This is a genomic window from Nocardia sp. CC201C, assembly GCF_030010695.1.
Taxonomy (GTDB): domain Bacteria; phylum Actinomycetota; class Actinomycetes; order Mycobacteriales; family Mycobacteriaceae; genus Nocardia; species Nocardia otitidiscaviarum.
Genome location: NZ_JASCXP010000014.1, coordinates 1 through 19,160, shown reverse-complemented (window position 1 = coordinate 19,160; position 19,160 = coordinate 1). Strand labels below are relative to the sequence as shown.

Genomic DNA, 19,160 nt, shown 5'->3' with positions numbered 1-19,160 from the left:
GCCGCGCCGCGGTGGTCTGCCGTATAGGCGCGGCGAGGCGACGTCCCTGTCGCGTGAATACGCGAATGGTGGAGCTCACCCAACCGAGGAAAACCGCTGGTCTATAGGAATTTCACGCCCAATCCTGCTGAATCGAGAGCGTCCGGTCATCTGCTCTTGGATCGCGGTGGCGGAGTTGGGCTTCGGTGAGGATGCGAACAGCTGCTGCGGCGCATTCGATAGACCATCCGACGGTTGCTGAAGGTTGCAATGCCATGGAACATACTGTGGCGCAGTCGATTCCATCACATTCGACTTGTCTGGCTCGATACAATCGACGTTCAGGTGCACAGCCAGGGCGCCGTTCCCGAGGCCCTGCGGGTGAATGTAGGAGGCGTGGTGGGGACCTCGACACGATGGCCGGGACCGAGAGGTGGCGTGTGGCTGGCACCGAACCGGCGGCTGATGCAATTGGGGCGTATCGCAGCCCGAGCGTCCGGAAATGGGCACGCCGACACCCGGCCCACTGAGGTCGTAGATGCCGGAGAACGCGTCGCGGCCGACCAGACGAAGCGAGCTGTGTCGCAGAGTATTAATGCGCTGAAGCAGGCCGTTCGTGACGAACCGGACGCCTTCGGGATTCGTACGACGATGGTGGTTGCCGGCAAGAACCTCGTCGACGTGCTCGAGGCGTTGTGCACGGTCGGCCCGGAGGTTGTCGAGTTGTCTCCGACCGACGCGCCTGATGTCCGGGCGGCGGTATTCGTGCAGGGGTTTGTCGAGCGCGTGGTCGGCGTCGCCGCGACACCGGCAGCAAGTGCGGCGCGGCAGGCCGCCGCCTACTGCGGTCGAATGATCCTGGAGACGGATCCACGGTTCTCTCGAGCCGTCGAGTACGACGCCTCCGGGGGCAGTGTCCGACTGGGTAGTGACGTGTTCTGTTTGATCTACACGGTCTTCTTCGAAAGGCTGCTGATCGAGGTCATCACGTCGGTCGTCGCCGCGAAGATCGCTATCTGGCTACCGGGGCTGTATCTCATCGACCCTGGAGGAATGATCGCGGAATGGGGCGCGGAACAGATTGTGGATGCGCTCGATCCGTGCCAGGAGCAGCATCAGCGAGGCGACGGCATGCCCGTCGCCGAGCTGGCCCGCGACCTCGTAGAGGAGACGGTACGGCGGATGCTCGGCCTACCGAACCAGGGGACGGAGAACTCTGATGAGTGATCCCGTATTCCAGTACCGCTACACGATCGACGACTCCGTCTCCGACCATGCTCGGGGTATCGACACCGGCTGGGAGCGGTTGTCCGACTCCGGCTTTCGTGACCGGCCCGAGCACGCGAGAATGCTGACGGCACCCCTCGTCGATGACCAGATGTGGGCGCAGGACCTCTGGCGGGTCGCGCGAGCGGTCTACCTGGCAGATCGGCGTTCACCCCGTGACCGCACCGCCGACAACTGGACCCGCACAATCGTCATGTCCATCCAAGTCTTTCAGCCGGACCGATGGGGACCACACTGCACTCTCCTGAACGATCTGTTGCAGGTGCTTACGGGAGATCGTTGGGACGTCCGAGTGCACGGCGGGGTCGGTTCGCAGGGGCAATTGCCAGTCCAGCCGGAGTACACGCACGTCGCGTTGTTTTCCGGTGGTCTGGATTCAACGGCCTACGCAGCGCAGCGCGCAGGACAGCTGGACACCAGTGAGCGGGCTTTGTTCGTCGCCTACGACGCTACCGTGGGTCGGTGTCAACGCAGGGTTTTCGAGGACATCAAGCGGCTGGCGCCCCCGGAGACGGTTCGTATGGAACCGACGCGACTGAGCCCCCACGGTGGGGCATTGGACCACTCCAATCGTTCACGTGGGTTCTTGTACATCGCCACCGCCGTCTGCCTGGCGGCGATCAATGGTGCGCAGAACGTGATGGTGCCCGAGAACGGACAGCTGGCCTGCAATCCGGCGCTGACGCCCGGTCGGCGGTCGGCCTGTTCGACGAGATCAGTACACCCCTGGACGCTGTACGCGATCAACCAACTCATCACCCGGCTCGGGGGCGGTGTCACCGTCGACAACCCCCTGCTCCACAAGACCAAGGGGCAGGTCTGCGCACTCGCCCTCGACGCCGGGCTCAGTTGGTCGACGCTGGAACAGACGGTCAGTTGCGGTCACCCCACGAGTCCGAAGCGGCCGAGTTATCACTGCGGTCACTGCTTTCCATGCCTGGTGCGCCGTTCCGGCCTACACGCTGTACGCGGCGACCGTCGTGACGACACCATCTACGAAACCGGGCTGCAGGAGATCGAGCTGACCGACCTCCGGACCGGTGACAGCGGCCCCGCCGCGGATCTGCGTGACCTCATCCGATGGCTCGATACCGATTTCACCGTCGATGATCTCATCGCGGATGCGCCATTCCCGCCCGGAACACCGCACACCTTGATGCCAGTACTGCACCACGGTCGGCATGAGCTTCGAACGATGCTCGTAGACCTACTCCCCGACGCCTACCCCCCGCGCTGATCAAGCCCCATGGATGCGGGTGTCGCTCGGTGGCTGAGACGAGTCGCCATCTTCCGCTGATCGAGCAAGTTGATCCGTGAGCCGTGGCTACCAGCTCGCCAGCTGTTACTGGCTTCGGACCGTCGCGTCTGTAGTCGAGCGCAATATTGCGTTTGCTATGAGGTTCCGGCTTATATGGATGCACCGGTTCGGGCGTGCTGGATGATCACCAGTCGTAGCCTGCCGGAGGTGCCGGGTCGGGGCTGGCTCGTGAGGTTCCTGCCGCCCGATGGGGTTGGCTCGCTGGGGGTTTGCGTCCCGGCTCGGTACCGGCCGCGGGTCTGACTCAACAGAGGTGCGAGATACACAGGCCGAAAGCCGGAATGTCGCCCGCGGCTTCTTCATCCGAAGCGAGTGAAGGGTAACGCGGTTGACCGTCGTGATCGGGGTGGACCCGCACAAGTCCACGCACACTGCCGCAGCGCTGGACAGCGGCGACCACAAGACGCTCGAGACGATCCGCCTCGACGCGAGGTTGCCGGAGTATCGGCGACTTCTGTTGTGGGCGAGACGATTTCCAGAGCGCAGGTGGGCAGTGGAGAACGCGTGGGGCCTGGGCCGGCATTTGGCCCAGTGGCTGATCGCGCAGGGTGAGACCGTGACCGACGTGCCAGCGACGGCGACCGCGCGCGTGCGGGAGCTCTCGCGAGGAGGCCGTCGCAAGAACGACAAACTGGACGCGGCCGCGGCGGCGAGTGTTGCTGCGTTACAGGGCGACGCCGTCCCGGTGGAGGCCGAAGGCGCCGCCACCGTGCTGCGGATGCTCGACGAGCGCCGCACCAACCTGACCAGGCAACGCACCCGGACGGTCAACCAGCTGCACGCCGTGATGCGTGAACTACTGCCCGGTGGCGTGTCCACCGATTTGACCGCCGATCGGGCTGCCGACACCCTGCGGCGAATCCGGCCGGCCTCGCCGGTCGAGCGCGTCCGCAAGGAGCTGGCCTGGGAACTGGTCGCCGAGGTTCGGGCCCTGGATACCCGGTTGAAGGCCAACCAGCAACGCATGCAGGACACGGTCGCCGAATCCGGCAGCAGCCTGCTCGACGTCGTCGGCGTCGGCCCGGTCGTAGCCACTCGCCTGCTGGGCCGTACCGGCCGCGCATCGCGGTTTCGCACCTCGGGTGCCTTCGCTGTGCATGCCGGTGTCGCGCCGATCCAGATCGCCAGCGCCGACAAGGAGCGGCATCGCCTCTCTCGGGAAGGTGATCGTCAGCTCAACAACGCTTTGCACACTATCGCCCAGTTCAACACCCAATTGTGTACACATTTAGGTACACTTTCTTTATGGAAACCTTGTCAGTGCGTGAGGCGCGTGAGCAGCTTTCGGGGGTGCTGGCGCGATTTCGCAGGGGGGATCGCCGCCCTGTTGGGGTCGGGTCACATCGTAAGACCGAGGCCGTGGTGGTGGCTGCCGAGGTGTTCGAGGAGTTGACGGCGGAGCGGTCGCGGTCGCTGGCGCAGGCGGCGGCGTCGGTTCGGGCCGAGGGGGAGTCGGCGAGCGGGGCGGCCGAGGCGATCATGGAGCAATGGGCGCGCGGTGAGATCAGCACAACGCGGATGCGGGAGCTCGTCCGGGATCTGTACGGCGCCGCGTGACGGTTGATCCGTACCTCGATCCGGAATCGGGCGTGCTGCGGAACCGGCTCGGGATTATCGATGCCGCTCGGCTACGGCAGGCGGAAGCGGATCTGAGCCAGGCCGCCCTGGCCGAGCTGGGAATCCGGTCGCTGCCCGGCCGCTACGACTTGGATCATCTGTGCGCGTTCCATCGCGAAATCTTCGGGGACGTGTATCCATGGGCCGGGGAGATTCGCGTCGTGGGAATCGCCAAGTCGGATCCGTTCTGTCTACCGCGGCATATCGAGAGTTATGCGGCTGAGGTTTTCGCAGCGCTCATGGCTGACCGCTTTCTGCGAGGTCTCGACCGAACCGAGTTCGTCGGGAAGCTGACGCACTATCTGGCCGAAGTGAATGCGATTCATCCGTTTCGGGAGGGCAACGGCCGTGCTCAGCGAGCCTTCTTCGGTCAGCTGGCTCGCGAGTCCGGTTGGATGATCGACTGGACCGGCCTCGATCCCGACGAGAATGCGCAGGCATCGATGGCTTCGCTGCGCGGTGACAACGGGCCACTGCGTGGATTGCTCGATTCGTTGGTACGACGATATGACTCGGGCGGAGAATCCCGGTAGTGCACACGGCCTGCTCGGCCATCGGTAACATCCTCTGGGTACCAACAATCAACTCTGTTGTATAGCTTGCCAATTGCCGACACGTTGTCGGTCGTAGCACATACGGTGAATGCGTGAGTGGTGGGGCCGTGTGAGTGATTTTTCGACTATGGGGCGCGCTGTCTTCGACGAGTCCTTCGGTGAACGGGTTCGGGCGCTGCTTCGGACCAGGCCTGTGGCCGATGCGGCGGACAGCGCGATCCGCCAGACGTGGGGTGAGTACGAATACGACGTCGTGACGCTTGCCCTCGCCGCCATCGACATCGTCATCGCCAGACAGGGTTTCGATGATGAGGTCACCTACGACGAGGCAGTCGCGAGCCTGGCGGCGTTGTCTGGTGCCGCGCATGCTGAGCGTCCCACCGGTGAGCACGAAGCAGTGGCACGGTATGTGGTGGATGCGTTGTTGAACCGCCGGGAGCGTGAGGCTCCATTCAGCTACGCGATCTCGATATTCGGCCGACAATCTGACGGCACTGTTCGTCATCGGCTTACCACGGTGGAGTTCCGCTTGCTGACCGAGTACGAGGATCACGTCAGGGGCGTGAATGTATTGAGAGCGTCGGCGGACGCCATCAATGCGCTGGTCGGCGGGTTGGAGTTCGACGTCGAGGACGAGCAGGCCGCGATCGAACTGATGCTTGCCAGACAACTTGAAAGAGGAGCCTTCGGGCAGGCGGAGAAAGCGGCGGAGCGCTCGAGGCTGTTATCGGTGCGATATGCGGACGAGCTTCGTGTGCTGCTGTCCGACACCGTCAGAGACATCCGCACAGTACTGACACAGTGGGCCGAGCGGGTGCCGGAGCAGTTGGAGCGCAATCGATCACATTTGGAGGAGCGCCTCAGCGCGGAGTCGAGATTGCTCGACCACGTGCGAGGCGCGCTGGATGCGGCGGATGTGGAGCCGTCAGTGGCCACGGCGTCAGCGCGCATCGCGAATCTCCTGGAGGAGTGTCGCCACCGCCACACTCAGCTGCACGGCAGGCTGCTCGGTGCGCGGACCATCTTCCTCGACGAACAGGCGCGTCAGTCGTTTCGGCCGGTGGGCGGTTTGCGGAATCCCGACCTCACCGATGGCGTCCTCATGCCACTGCTCGCGATGTCGGCGGATCGGGCGATAGAGCCCGCCGAAACGTTTGCCGTGCTGGTGGCGGGCACCCGAGTGCCGCGAATAGCCCGCTTCGCTGATCTGGTCGACGACCTGCTTGCCCCAAGGCGCGAAGCCACGCCCGCTGAATCGCCTGAGCCCGACGACGAACTCGGCGATCCGGATCCACCCGCAGTGCCCACGGAGGTGCTGGTCACCGCCGCACGTGTGGTCGATGCCGTCAGGCTACCCGCACGATTGTCGAACCTGCTCCTCGCGGCGCGGCAAACAGATCTTCCCAATGGGGTCGACGGTTCCGCTGTGGAGCGGCTGATTGTGCTCGCGGTGCTGTGGACCTATGCGCCGGAGACAGCCCAGGATGTGTCCGCCGCCGTGGATTCGGCGACCAGGATCCTCGGTGCGACAGCGGCCGTCGATGCGGATGGCACGCGGATCGGCATTCCCGGCTGGTCGGGTGACGATCTGATCGTCGCCGAGGACGAGGATGCGCTGGCTCGGTGGGCCGAAGCGTATTCGATGGCACCACCAGAAGATTGGGAGGTTTCGTGACTCTCGGCCAACGCGATCTCGCAGACGTGGGTGTGCTGATCGGCTGTGCTCTGCGACCGAAGCTCCGGCCCACCGCGGACTCGGATTATCGGCTTCTGCTCGGGCGCTATCGCGCGGACACGGAGTTCAGGAATGCTGTGGACAGTGTCCTCGAGGGGCTCGACGCGCGGGTGCTTTCCGACTCGGACTTCGGATTGGTTCTCGGGGTGCGGCGGGAGTCCGTTTTCGCGTATCGCCTGTCGGATCTGCCGAATGTCGGCAGTGTGTCGGACCGATTGCTGGTGGGTCTGGTCAGCGTCGCGGTTGCCGCCCATGCGTTTCCGACGCCCGCAGACTTCGATGACGACAGGATTCGCTGGGTATCGGTCGGCGAGATCGAGCGGTTCCTCCGTGAGATCTGCGATCGGTTCAAACGTTCGCCCGAGCACACGCCGGCCGATGACGATGCTCTTGACGAGGCGTGGCGTATCTACGACCGTCTGTCACCCGGGTACAAGGCGGACAGGGGGAAGGGCCGGGCACGACGGTCTCCGGCATCGTCGACGTACTGGGTGGCGCATGTACTCGGTTGGATGGTCGACCAAGGGCTCGCTCGGCCCGCTCCAGCGCGCGGTACCGAAACATTCCAATTGCTCGAACGATTCCGAGTACAGGCGGGTGATCTGGCAGGCAATGCCACTTATGAAGTACTGGCATCGATTCGGCGTGGCAACCAGGATGGTGAGGCTACATCGTGACCTACCAGCTGTCTCGTCTCAGATTGGCAAGCGTCGGAGACCGTGCCGCCAGGTTCACCGATCTCACGCTCGACATGTCGTCGGGTCCAGATGAGGCGGGCGAACCCGTCGATTCGATTCTGTGGCTGCGCAACGGTGGCGGAAAGTCGAGCCTGCTGTCGCTCTTCTTCGCCTTGCTGTTGCCCCTCCGCAAGGACTTCATGGGGAAATCCGTCAAACGGTACCTGGAGGATTACGTTTCGACCGGCGACACCAGTCACACTGTCGCCGAATGGGTCGAGCGGTCCGATGACAGCCTGCTACCTCCCGCGCGGCTGGTCACAGGCGCGGTATACGAGTGGGCGGACCGCCGCAAGCCTGCCGATCCCGATCGGGATCGGGACAAGCTGAAGTGCTGGTACTACACATTCTTCGTGGTGGCGGGCATTCTGGACCTCGACCGGCTTCCTGTTCACGACGACACAGGCCGCCTCAGACCGCTGGCCGACTTCGTTCGTTCCCTGCGGGAGGTCGCGGCGTCTCGGCCACAGCAGTTCGCGTTCGCGATTACGGATCAACGTACTCAGTGGATGCAGACCCTCACCGCACGGAACCTGGACCCCGCGTTGTTCGGGTACCAGAAGCAGATGAACCACTCCGAGGGCGGAGTGGCGGACATGTTCAATTTCCCGTCGTCCGACAAGTTCATCGACTTCCTGATCGATCTCACGGTCGACACAGCCCAGCCAGAGCTGGTCGCATCCAATTTGCACAATGTCATCGAGATACTCGGGCGCAAGCCGGATCTGCTGGTGGATCGAGACTTCTGTGCTGAGATGGCCGACAAGCTGGATACCTTGGCCGCCCGCCACGCGGAGGCACAGGAGGAGGAAGGAAAAGCGGCCCGGGCTCGGCAGGACGCCGCACGGCTGGCAGGTGAGTTCCGGAGCGCTGCCGTGGCGCAGCAGACAGACCACGATTGGTTCGTCGAGGAAGCCGACCGGCTTCGCGGGGACGCGGTGCGACTCGACGCAGATCGCAAGCGGGTCAACGATATTGCGAACGAGCTGTTCCGGATCGCGGCCATTCGGCGGCGCGCTACGGCGCTCGCGGCGCACAACGAGAAGAAGCTCATAGCGGAAAACGCCAACCAGGAGGCGCTCGCGTGGTCGGCCGTCGAGCCGCTGGCCGAGCGGATGGAAGCCGAGCACCAAGCGGAATCCGTTCGTGCACAGATCGCTTCGGAGGATCGGCAGACCGCCCCGTTGCGGGCGGCCCGCGACGCTGCCGCGGCAGCCTTGAAATCCCGGTATGGGAGCTTGGCCGCCGTCGAACAGGCATCGCAGGAACGTGAACTCGCGGTTGCAGAACAGGCGGAGTCGAGTGCCGAAATCGAATCTCGTTGCGCACAGGATAATCAGAAGCTAGCCACCGAAGCTAGCGTGCATGCGGATAGTCTGCGGGGTCAGCTGGTCGATATCGACAGCGCCGTGGGTGAAGCCGTGGACCGAGGCTATCTACCGGATCGAGAAACAGCCCCTCGAACGATGTTGGCGCGGATGTGGACAACCCGCCGTGAGTCGGCGCGGCAGCTCGAAGCGGTGCGAAAGCGGCGACGGGCGCGGCCGCGGCAGCGCAAGTCGCTGAGCGATAGGCGCACGAGGCTCGCGACCGAAATGGCGACCAAAGGTGCTGAGCGAGACAGACTTACCAGTGAGCACAAAACTCTCTCAGAGCGAGTCGATGATCTGGCCACGCACGTCAGGCTCGCTGAACTCGTACAGCTCGAGGAAGACGGGCGTCTCGACCTGTGGGCCGAAGCCGCCGAGCTTCGCGCAGCGCTGGCACATGCGGTGTCGTCGGCGGAGTCGGACATCGTCAACACTCGCGTCGATGCGGCGGATGACGACCGAGCGCTGGCCGGACTGCGTACCGACTCGTTCCTGCCCACTACTCGGGATGCGCAACGCGTCATCGAGATCATCACCGACGCGGGTATAACCGCCCGGCCGGGCTGGGAACTGCTGCGTGACCTCGTCGCCGAATCCGACCGTGACACAATGCTGTGCAATCCAGTGGTCGCCGAACTCGCGGCTGGTGTGGTTGTAGCGGACGACGCCTTCGAAAAGGCTTGGGAGGCGGTTGAATCAGATGACCTGTGTGTGGTCGCCCATGTGACAGTATGTACCGCAACGCAACTCCAGCAAGCGTTGAGCGTTGCGCGGCCACGGTGGTCCGTGATCCCCAACGACCCCGCGCTGTTCGATCCGGTAGCCGCGGAACAGGCGCGCACAATACGTGAACTCCGGCGGCACAACCAGGACCAGCGGATCGAGAACATCCACGCGCAAGTGGCAGAAGACCGCGCGCTCCAGGGCGCTTTGAACGAACTCCTGCGAGACTGTCCAGCCGGTCACTTGTCCGCACTGGAGCAGACGATCAACGAGTATCGGGAAGCAATCGAGAATCTCGAGAGCGCGGACAGGCAACTCCGAGGTGAGATCGAGAACCTCGACGAACAGGAGACGGTGGACGCCGAAACCGAGGAGAGCCTCTCCGAGGAACTCACGAAGCTGGCGGAGTGGATAGAGCGGCTGAAAACACTTGCGGACCGAGTCGGTGAGGTTCCTGAAATTCAGGGCAGCATAGAGCAATTGGACCGTGACGTTGATCGGTATACGGCTTTGGCGAAGGAAGCCGTCGATCGCGCGGCTGAATACAAGAAGGCCGAGCGCACTGCGCGCGAACGGGCTGTCAAACACGGCTACAACCAGGAACGGTACCTGGACGCCGAGCGCAAGATCTCTCTGCTCGATAGCGGGCAGGAGGTCGAGGACATCGCTACGGACTCGTCGCCGCTGTCCGTCTTGCAGGCGAGGTTCACCGGGCTGGATGCGCAGTGGCAAACGATTGCGGCGGAATCCGTTCTGGCCGAACGGCTCAACGGACTCGTGGAGTGGAGCAAACGTGCGGACCGCATCTTGGCGGGCTTCGCGGAGGATATCCGTGCCCGCGCCGACATATTGCTGGCCACCGCCGACGGCCAGGACGACCAGCGTCGTGCCACCGCACACGAGAACGCGCGGATAGCGGCCGAGGCCGCGCAGCGTGAGCTGGGCGAGGCCTTTGCCGAACTCAAACAGGCAGAGCAGGAGGTACAGAGCCGAACTCCGCGGGACAGACCTCGATACGCCCAACTGGACACCGACCCCGCCACCGAGTCTGAAGCCCGTGAGCGTGCCGAGGCACAGGCCGCGCAGGCTACCGAGATGAGCAGCCGGGTGACCGTTCTGAACCGGGAGGCCGGGGAGGCGGACGAATCCGCGAGTGAGGCCAAGACGGCTGCGCAGGTGTTCGCTCAGCGAGCCAACCGGCTCACCGATGCCGCTGTTCCGAATGAGATACCCACCGGCGTAACGGCATACGCCGGCACCGATGAACAGGCAGAAGCCGACTTGAACTCGGTGATCGGCGACCTGACCACCGCTGCGATGTCGGCTACAGCGGCGCGCGGACGGACTGACGACGCCATTCAAGTGGTGCGGAAGTTGGCTTCGGAGAGCCGGTTTTCCCGTATCCCGGATGCAATCCGAGACAGGTTCACCAGCGATGACGCCGATGTTCTCGCTGAACGGGCAAGCGCCCGTGCCCGAGAAATGCAGGTGCGCAGGACAACGCTAGACGGCCAGCTCGCCGACATCGGCCGGGACCAGCGTCTGGTGGTGGTGGAGATCGCCGCCTTGGTGCACGAGGTTCTTTCGAATCTGGAATCCGCGCATCGCCATTCGAAGCTGCCCGGAACCTTGGGTGGCTGGGCCGATCAGCACTTCCTCCGCATCCGTTTCGCTCGTCCCAGCGGCGAAGAGGATCTGCTCGCTCGGATCGACGCGGTTGTCGATCGCGTAGTCGCCGAAAGATCGAAACCGGAGGGGCTGGCCCTGCTGAAACGATGCGTGCACGAAGCCGTGGCGCCGCGCGGATTCAGCGTCAAAGTTCTCAAGCCGAACAGCGACCTGGCGGTCGAGCCTGTCGATGTGACCCACCTCGGCAAGTTCTCCGGTGGCGAGAAGCTCACCGTGTGCGTGGCGCTCTACTGCACGCTGGCACGGCTGCGCGCCATCAACCGCGGTAGGGGCCAGGCCGCGCTCGGTGGAACGCTGGTGCTGGACAATCCTCTCGGAACGGCCAGTCACGTGGCGCTGCTGCGCCTGCAACGCGATGTCGCGGAGGCGCACGGTGTACAACTCGTCTACACGACCGGTGTGGAAGATCTCGGTGCTGTCGGGCAGTTCCCGAATGTGCTGCGCCTGCGCAACGCGCCGGGCGCGTTGCGCACCCGGCGCTACGTAGTTCTGGAGGAGCGCTCCGCAACTGCGGTTGAAGGCATCACCGGCGTCGGAGTGACACGGGACGAGCCGGCCCGTGGTGCAGTGCAATGAGCCCGAGTCCATTGGCCCGCGCGCTGGCCGATCACATGGCGCGAGCGTCGAGGCAGAAGGTCGATATCGAAGAATTATACAGCGCGGCAGTCGCATTCGATCGCAGCCTGGCGACGGTGCCGACCGCGCGTGATGAGATCCGCTCGGCACTGGACGAATTGGCCGCCGCCGGACTCGTTGTGTTGCCTAGTGGTGCAAAGCATTTCGACGCCAGAGATACTCCGGCGCTGCCGAAATGGGTACGCAGGCCGCCCCGCGAACGAGTTGTCCGCGAGACCAAGGCCCGCCGGATATGGCCCGCAGCTCTCGAAGCAGCGGGGCGGATCGCGACCAGAGACGACGAAATCCGCGTGCTGGAGCTGGTGACAGCGTTCCTGCGTGACGGGGGTGCCGATCGGCCGAGTGTGCCGCAACGGGAGCGGTCGTTGGAGCTCTTCGGCGACGAGAAGCGGATCGACGGACTCCTGTCGACTCGGCTGTTCCGCTCGGGGGCATTGACCCTGGAGCTTCTGCGCTGCCACTCGGTGCCCATTCCCTTCGTTTCGCAATGGGTTTCAGGTACTCGGGATCCTCAGGGCACCGCTTTGCTGATAGCGGAGAACCATCACACCTATGCTTCGCTACTGGAAGTCACGCGGGTACACGCGGCTGCAGGCGGACCGGCCCGGCACGTCGGTTACGGCACCGGCGGCCAATTTCCCTCCGCTGTGCTGTCGGTATCTCTGCTGTCCCCCAAGCCCGACCGGATTCTCTACTTCGGTGACATCGACCTGAAGGGATTGCAGATTCCAACGGCAGCCCACATCGCCGCGACCCGGGCCGGTCTCCCCGCTGTCGCTCCAGCCCTGCCTCTCTATGAGCTGCTCTTCGAGTTTCGGTGTACACGGCCGACGGCTCCGATCGCCGCGGCAACCGCTGCCGAAGTCGCCGCGTGGCTGGGGCCGCTCTCGGTCCGCGCTCGTGATCTGCTCGTTGGCGGCCTCCGGCTCCCACAGGAAGCTGTCGGGTACGAACTGCTGACCGCTCACCCCAGCGTGCTGTCCCGGGTCTGATCTTCACTGCACGCTGAGTGCGCACGCCTGATGTGCGAATGCACTGTGGCGTTTGCTGGAAAGTTACGACGATGTGATTTCGGTGCGTGCTCGCCGGGAAAAACGGACGAATCCGGTGCTCGGCGGGGGTTGGCCGCCGAGATGTGAAACGTGGTGCGCGAGGGGGGACTTGAACCCCCACGTCCGTGGACACCAGAACCTAAATCTGGCGCGTCTGCCAATTTCGCCACTCGCGCTGATGGTACGACCGTCCAAACTCTACCGGGATTGACCGGGTTAGCGAAGCACCGGTGGGGTGTGGCGTACTGGTCAGTAACCCTACCAGGGGTTATAACGATTTGGTAACCGCTAATGTGAGGGAGGCTCAACTTTCCTTCATGGGTGTAACCGCGTGGACCTGGGGGTTCAAACATGAGGCGGAGTCATGTTTCTGATCGTTCTGGGACGGACGTACCTGAATACTGCGCGGTAGGGGGTCGTGTGTAGGGGTAAACATGAGGAACCCCTCATGATTTTGTGGAATCCTCGGCACTACCAGGGCCGGGTGGCCTCGGGAAGACCTGCGCGACGAGAGCGCGGCCCCGTCCTGCGGGGGCAAGCCGCTACGAGAAGGAAGTCGAACGTCTTGACGATCAACGAGAGCACCGGGACCGGATCTAGGGCGAGGGTGGCGCGCAAGGCCTCGGAGGGTGGGGTCAGGTCGTCGCTGTTGGACAGGTTGCTGGGCGGCGCGCCGTACGCGTTGGCGTTCGGCGGGCAGGGCGCCCAGTGGTTGCGGGAGCTGGAGGAGATCGGGCGGGATTCCGCGCTCGAACCGGAGCTCACCGCGCTCGTGAACGAGGCCGCGCAGCGGTTGGAACCCGTTGCGGCGCAGCTGCTCGTGGTCCGGCCGGTCGGTTTCGATCCCATCGGCTGGATGCTCGAAGAGGAGATCGCCGACCCCGAGCAGGGTGAGGTCTCGGCGGCCCCGTCGCCGCAGATCCTGCGGTCCGCCGCGGTCTCCATGCCCGGCGTCTTCCTCACCCAGGTGGCCGCGCTGCGCGCGCTGCGGCTGCAGGGCCTGGATATTGTCGCGCAGGCTCCGGTGGCCTACATCGGTCATTCGCAGGGCCGCCTGGCCGCTACCGCCGCCGCCGCGCACGGCGAGCGGGATGCCGAGATGCTCGCGCTGGCCCAGTTGATCGGGGCCGCCGCCGGTCTGATCGCCCGCCGTCGCGGGCTGGTGCCGGTGGGCGAGCGCATGCCCATGGTCGCCGTCTCCCATGTCGACCCCGACCGGTTGCGGGCCGTGGTCGAGGAGGTGTCGGCGGATGTCGATGCGAGCAAGGCCGCCGTGGTCTCCATTCGCAACGGACGCCGCCGCGCCGTGCTCTCCGGCCCGGTGGCCCAGCTCGACCGGGTGCGGCAGCGCTGCGCCGAGATCAGCGCCGAGCAGACCCGCGACCGCGAGGCCAAGAAGCGTGGCGGCGCGGTGTTCGCGCCCGTCTTCGAGGACATTCCGGTCGAGGTCGCCTTCCACCACCCGGCCCTGGCCGAGACCGTCGAACTGGTGAGCACCTGGGCCGGGCAGTGCGGACTCGACACCGAACTGGCCGCGGCGCTGACCAAGGAGATCCTGGTCGATCCGATCGACTGGGTCGCCACCGTCGACGAGGTCGTTTCCGAAGGTGCGCAGTGGATTCTGGACCTCGGCCCCGGTGACCTGCTCACCCGCCTGACCGCCGGATCGCTCAAGGGCACCGGCGTCGGCGTGCTCGCCGCCTCCACCCGCCCCGGCCAGCGCAGCCTGTTCACCCCGGGCGCGGCCCCCGAGATCGCACCCGCCTGGGCGGAATTCGCGCCCAAGCCGGTGCGCCTGCCCAATGGCCGCATCGTGGTGGAGACCGCCTTCACCCGCCTCACCGGCCGCTCGCCCATCCTGCTCGCGGGTATGACCCCCACCACCGTGGACGCGAAAATCGTGGCGGCGGCGGCGAATGCGGGCCACTGGGCCGAACTCGCCGGTGGCGGCCAGGTCACCGAGCAAATCTTCGCCGACCGGGTCGCGGAGCTGAAGACGCTGTTGCATCCGGGCCGCGCCGTGCAGTTCAACTCGCTGTTCCTCGATCCCTACCTGTGGAAGCTCCAGCTGGGTGGCAAGCGCCTGGTGCAGCGATCCCGCAGCGCCGGTGCGCCTTTCGACGGCGTGGTGGTCACCGCCGGCATCCCGGAGCTCGAGGAGGCCGTCGCCCTCATCGAGGAGCTGACCGAGGCCGGCATCACCCACGTGGCGTTCAAGCCCGGCACCGTCGCCCAGATCCGGGCCGTGCTGCGCATCGCCGACGCGGTGCCGGACTACCCGGTCATCATGCATATCGAAGGCGGTCGCGCCGGTGGTCACCACTCCTGGGAAGACCTCGACGACCTGCTGCTCGAGACCTACGCCGAACTGCGCGGCCGCGACAATGTGGTGGTCTGCGTCGGCGGCGGCATCGGCACCCCCGAGCGCGCCACCGAATACCTCACCGGCGCTTGGTCACAGGCACACGGCTACCCGGTGATGCCGCTGGACGGCGTGCTGGTCGGCACCGCCGCCATGGCCACCCTGGAGGCCACCACCGCGCCCGAGGTCAAGCGGATGCTGGTGGACACCCCCGGCACCCCGGACTGGGTGGGCGCGGGCACCGCCAGTGGCGGAATGGCCTCCGGCCGCAGCCAATTGGGTGCCGACATCCACGAGATCGACAATGCCGCCTCCCGTACCGGCCGCCTGCTGGACGAGGTCGCCGGTGACGCCGAGGCCGTCGCCGAGCGCCGCGACGAGATCATCGAGGCGCTCGACCGCACCGCCAAGCCGTACTTCGGCGATGTCGCCACCATGACCTATGGCGAGTGGCTGGAGCGCTACGTCGAACTGGCGGTGGGCCTGGACCGCCCCAAGGACTTCGACTGCGGCGGCGACTTCGCCGACGCCATCGCCGACGCCACCCGCTCGGTCTGGCTGGACATCACCTGGCGCGACCGCTTCGCGGAGATGATGCGCCGCACCGAATCCCGCCTCAACGAGGCCGACCGCGGCGAGATCGAGACCCTCTTCGCCGACGACGCCGCCTTCGAGGAGCCGGTGCGCGCGCTGTGCACGCTGAAGGAGCGCTACCCGGCCGCCGCGGACACCGTGCTGCACCCGGCGGACGTGCCGTTCTTCATCTCGCTGTGCAAGACCCCCGGCAAGCCGGTCAACTTCGTGCCGGTCGTCGACCAGGACGTGCGCCGCTGGTGGCGCTCGGATTCGCTGTGGCAGGCCCACGATCCGCGCTACGGCGCCGACCAGGTGTGCATCATCCCGGGCACCGTCGCCGTCGCGGGCATCACCCGCGCGGACGAGCCCGTGGGTGAGCTGCTGGACCGCTTCGAGCAGGACGCCGCCTACTCCATGGTGCGCGCGGGCCTGGTCCCCGCCGCCGTGGACGGCCGTCGCCGCGCCGATATCGCCCACGGCGCACTGGATACCGTGCTCGCCGCCCCCGACGTGCAGTGGGCCGGACGCACCGCCGTCAACCCCATCCACCGGCTCGGTGATGTGCACGAGTGGACCATGAACGGCAAGGGTGCGATCCACCCGCCCACCGGCGCCACCCTCAGCGCCACCGAGGGACCCGAAACCGACCACGCCTACGTGGAACTGACGGTGCCGCTGCTGGGCGGCGCGGTAGCTGCCGCGAAAGACGCCGTGCGCATTCGCATGACCGTCCCCACCTCGGTCTACAACGGTGGCGCGCCGGTCATTTCGGAGGCCGACGCCGAGACCGCCATGTCGGCGCTGCTGGCCGTCGCCGCGGGCCAGGCGCTGCCCGAGGTGAAGACCGTCGACGGCGCGAAGGTCGCGCACGTCAACACCGCCTGGACCCCCGACCTCATCGCCGACCACGCGGGCGTCACCGGTTCCGGCCTGCCCGAGAACCTGAGCACCAACGGCCGCACGGTGCCCGATGTGCTGGTGGGCGCGTGCTGGCCCGCCGTGTTCGCGGTGCTGGGCGCGACTCGCACCGAGGACGGCGCGAGCGTCATCGAGGGCATGCTCGACCTGGTGCACCTCGACCACCGCATCGAGTTGGCGGGCGAACTGCCCGACGGCGCAAGCGTTCTCGCGGTGCGCGCCGAGGCGGGGGAGACCCAGGACACCGATCTGGGCCGGGTGGTCGAGGTGCGGGTGCGCATCACCGGCATGCTGGACAAGCCCGAAACTGGCATGTCCATGCCGACCATCGCCACCCTCACCGAGCGCTTCGCCATTCGCGGCCGCACCGGCGCTGGTGAACTCACCGATCCGCCGCGCGCCGCGGGCACCCTGTCCGCCGACGCCGCCGACACCCCGCGCCGTCGCCGCCGCGATGTCACCGTCACCGCGCCGCGCGCCATGGCCGCCTTCGCGCAGGTGTCGGGCGATCACAACCCGATCCACACCTCCGATGCCGCCGCGAAGCTGGCCGGACTCGGCAGCCCGATCGTGCACGGCATGTGGCTGTCGGCCGCCGCGCAGCACGCCGTCTCGGCCATCGACTCGGCCGACAAGCTGCCGCCGCGCACGCTGACCGCGTGGACCACCCGCTTCCTGGGCATGGTGCGGCCGGGTGCCCAGATCGACGTGCGGGTCGAGCGCGTCGCGGTCGATCGCGGCAGTGAGGTCGTCGAGGTGTCCTGCCGCACCCGCGGCGCGGGTAATGGTGACAGCGGTGGGGATCTGGTGATGACCGCCACCGGTCGCCTCGCACCGCCCAAGACCGTCTACGCCTTCCCGGGACAGGGCATTCAGACCAAGGGGATGGGTCTGGACGCGCGCACCCGCTCCAAGGCAGCCAAGGAGGTCTGGGACCGCGCCGACAAGCACACTCGCGAGGCCCTCGGCTTCTCGATTCTCGCTGTGGTGCGCGACAATCCGACCTACCTCAAGGCGCGCGGCGTCGAGTACCGGCATCCGCAGGGCGTACTGCACCTGACCCAGTTCACCCAGGTCGCCATGGCCACCCTGGGCGTCGCTCAGGTCGCGGAACTGCGGGAGGCCGGAGCCTTCGTGGATGGCGCGATGCTGGCGGGCCACTCGGTCGGCGAGTACAACGCGCTCGCCGCCGTCGCCGGGGTGCTGCCGCTCGAGGCCGTGCTCGAGGTGGTGTTCCAGCGCGGCTCCGCCATGCACGAGCTGGTGCCGCGGGATGCCCAGGGCCGCAGCGACTATCGCATGGCCGCCATCCGCCCCTCGCAGATCGGCGTGCCCGACGCCGCGGTGATCGACTTCGTCGCCACCGTGGGCGCGAAGGCGGGCGAATTCCTCGAGGTGGTCAACCTCAACCTGCGCGGCTCGCAGTACGCCATCGCGGGCACCGTGGCCGGACTCGAGGCCCTGGAGGCCGAGATCGAGCGCCGCCGTGTCGAATTCGGCGGTAAGCGCGCCTTCGTACTGGTGCCCGGCATCGACGTGCCGTTCCACTCGACCGTGCTGCGCGCCGGGGTGCCGGAGTTCCGGCACAAGCTCCAGGAGCTGTTGCCCGCGGACCTGCACCCGGAACTGCTGGTCGGACGCTACATCCCGAACCTGGTGCCGCGCCCGTTCTCGCTGGAGCGCGAATTCATCGCCGAGATCGCCGATTACGTGCCGTCCGAACCGCTCGCCGAGGTGCTGGCCGACTTCGACGACTGGGCCGCGCGTCCCACCGAACTGTGCCGCGTGGTGCTGATCGAGCTGCTGGCCTGGCAGTTCGCCAGCCCGGTGCGCTGGATCGAGACCCAGGACCTGCTGTTCACCGATACCGCCCACGGTGGCCTCGGCGTCGAGCGGTTCGTCGAAATCGGTTTGGCCGCAACGCCGACCGTGGCCAACCTCGCGACGAACACGCTCAAGCTGCCGATGTTCGCCAACACCGCGGTCGAGGTGCTGAACATCGAGCGTGAGGCCGGTGTGGTGTACTCCACCGACACCGACCCGGCCCCGGTGGAGGAGCCGGAGGAGGCCCCGGCCGAGACCGCGACGCCCGCCGCGGCCGCCGCGCCCACTGCCCCCAGTGCCGCTCCGGCCGCCCCTACCGGCGGCCCGACTCCGGACGACATCGCCTTCTCCGCCGCCGACGCCACCCGCGTGCTCATCGCGCTGTGGACCAAGCTGCGGCTGGACCAGATCGGTCCGGTGGACACCATCGAGGGCCTGTGCGACGGCGTCTCCTCGCGCCGCAACCAGCTGCTGGTCGACCTCGGCTCCGAACTCTCCCTCGGCGCCATCGACGGCGCCGCCGACGCCGACATGGGCGCGCTCTCGGCCACCGTCGACCGCCTGGCCCGCACCTACAAGCCGTTCGGCTCGGTGCTCTCCGATGCCATCGGCGACCATCTGCGCAAGGTCTTCGGCCCTTCCGGCAAGCGTCCCGCCGCCATCGGTGAGCGCGTCAAGAAGGTGTGGGGGCTCGGCGACGGCTGGGCCAGCCACGTCACCGCCGAGGTCTCGCTCGGCACCCGTGAGGGTGCGTCCGTGCGCGGCGGCGATCTGGGCGGGCTG

Annotated in this window: 10 protein-coding genes and 1 tRNA gene; 10 read left to right on the top strand and 1 reads right to left on the bottom strand. The window is 66.4% G+C overall.

Annotation, left to right across the window (positions count from 1 at the left end; all coding sequences use genetic code 11):
• The first annotated feature begins 558 nt into the window (after nucleotides 1-558).
• From QK444_RS03005 to QK444_RS02965, 9 genes are all read left to right on the top strand, one after another.
• The gene (locus tag QK444_RS03005; RefSeq protein ID WP_282776793.1) at nucleotides 559-1,206 is read left to right on the top strand and encodes a hypothetical protein; all 648 of its coding nucleotides are present in this window, start codon (nucleotides 559-561) and stop codon (nucleotides 1,204-1,206) included.
• Complete coding sequence (locus tag QK444_RS03000; RefSeq protein WP_282776791.1) at nucleotides 1,199-2,503, top strand: 7-cyano-7-deazaguanine synthase; 1,305 nt, start codon at nucleotides 1,199-1,201, stop codon at nucleotides 2,501-2,503. Before QK444_RS03005 ends, QK444_RS03000 begins: the two co-directional genes overlap by 8 nt.
• 418 nt (nucleotides 2,504-2,921) lie before the next feature.
• Nucleotides 2,922-3,977, top strand: coding sequence for an IS110 family transposase (locus QK444_RS02995; RefSeq protein WP_282776820.1), 1,056 nt, complete (start codon nucleotides 2,922-2,924; stop codon nucleotides 3,975-3,977).
• The gene (locus tag QK444_RS02990) at nucleotides 3,944-4,141 is read left to right on the top strand and encodes an antitoxin VbhA family protein (RefSeq protein ID WP_282776790.1); all 198 of its coding nucleotides are present in this window, start codon (nucleotides 3,944-3,946) and stop codon (nucleotides 4,139-4,141) included. The genes QK444_RS02995 and QK444_RS02990 overlap by 34 nt, the downstream gene beginning before the upstream one ends.
• Nucleotides 4,138-4,734, top strand: coding sequence for a Fic family protein (locus QK444_RS02985; RefSeq protein ID WP_282776788.1), 597 nt, complete (start codon nucleotides 4,138-4,140; stop codon nucleotides 4,732-4,734). The genes QK444_RS02990 and QK444_RS02985 overlap by 4 nt, the downstream gene beginning before the upstream one ends.
• Before the next feature lie 130 nt (nucleotides 4,735-4,864).
• Complete coding sequence (locus tag QK444_RS02980) at nucleotides 4,865-6,430, top strand: hypothetical protein (RefSeq protein WP_282776787.1); 1,566 nt, start codon at nucleotides 4,865-4,867, stop codon at nucleotides 6,428-6,430.
• Nucleotides 6,427-7,167 carry a hypothetical protein gene (locus tag QK444_RS02975; protein WP_282776785.1) on the top strand — a complete coding sequence of 247 codons (741 nt, stop codon included), beginning with the start codon at nucleotides 6,427-6,429 and terminating at the stop codon, nucleotides 7,165-7,167. Before QK444_RS02980 ends, QK444_RS02975 begins: the two co-directional genes overlap by 4 nt.
• Nucleotides 7,164-11,585, top strand: coding sequence for a hypothetical protein (locus tag QK444_RS02970; protein WP_282776783.1), 4,422 nt, complete (start codon nucleotides 7,164-7,166; stop codon nucleotides 11,583-11,585). Before QK444_RS02975 ends, QK444_RS02970 begins: the two co-directional genes overlap by 4 nt.
• Entirely contained in the window at nucleotides 11,582-12,637 is a 1,056-nt protein-coding gene (locus tag QK444_RS02965) for a hypothetical protein (protein WP_282776782.1), read from the top strand. Before QK444_RS02970 ends, QK444_RS02965 begins: the two co-directional genes overlap by 4 nt.
• A gap of 151 nt (nucleotides 12,638-12,788) precedes the next feature.
• On the opposite strand, the gene QK444_RS02960 is transcribed toward QK444_RS02965, so the two are convergent.
• A tRNA-Leu gene (locus QK444_RS02960) sits at nucleotides 12,789-12,873 on the bottom strand.
• A gap of 389 nt (nucleotides 12,874-13,262) precedes the next feature.
• Here QK444_RS02960 and QK444_RS02955 point away from each other — a divergent pair.
• Nucleotides 13,263-19,160: fatty acid synthase subunit beta domain-containing protein (locus QK444_RS02955; RefSeq protein WP_282776780.1), on the top strand; the 5,898-nt coding region annotated here is incomplete at its 3' end.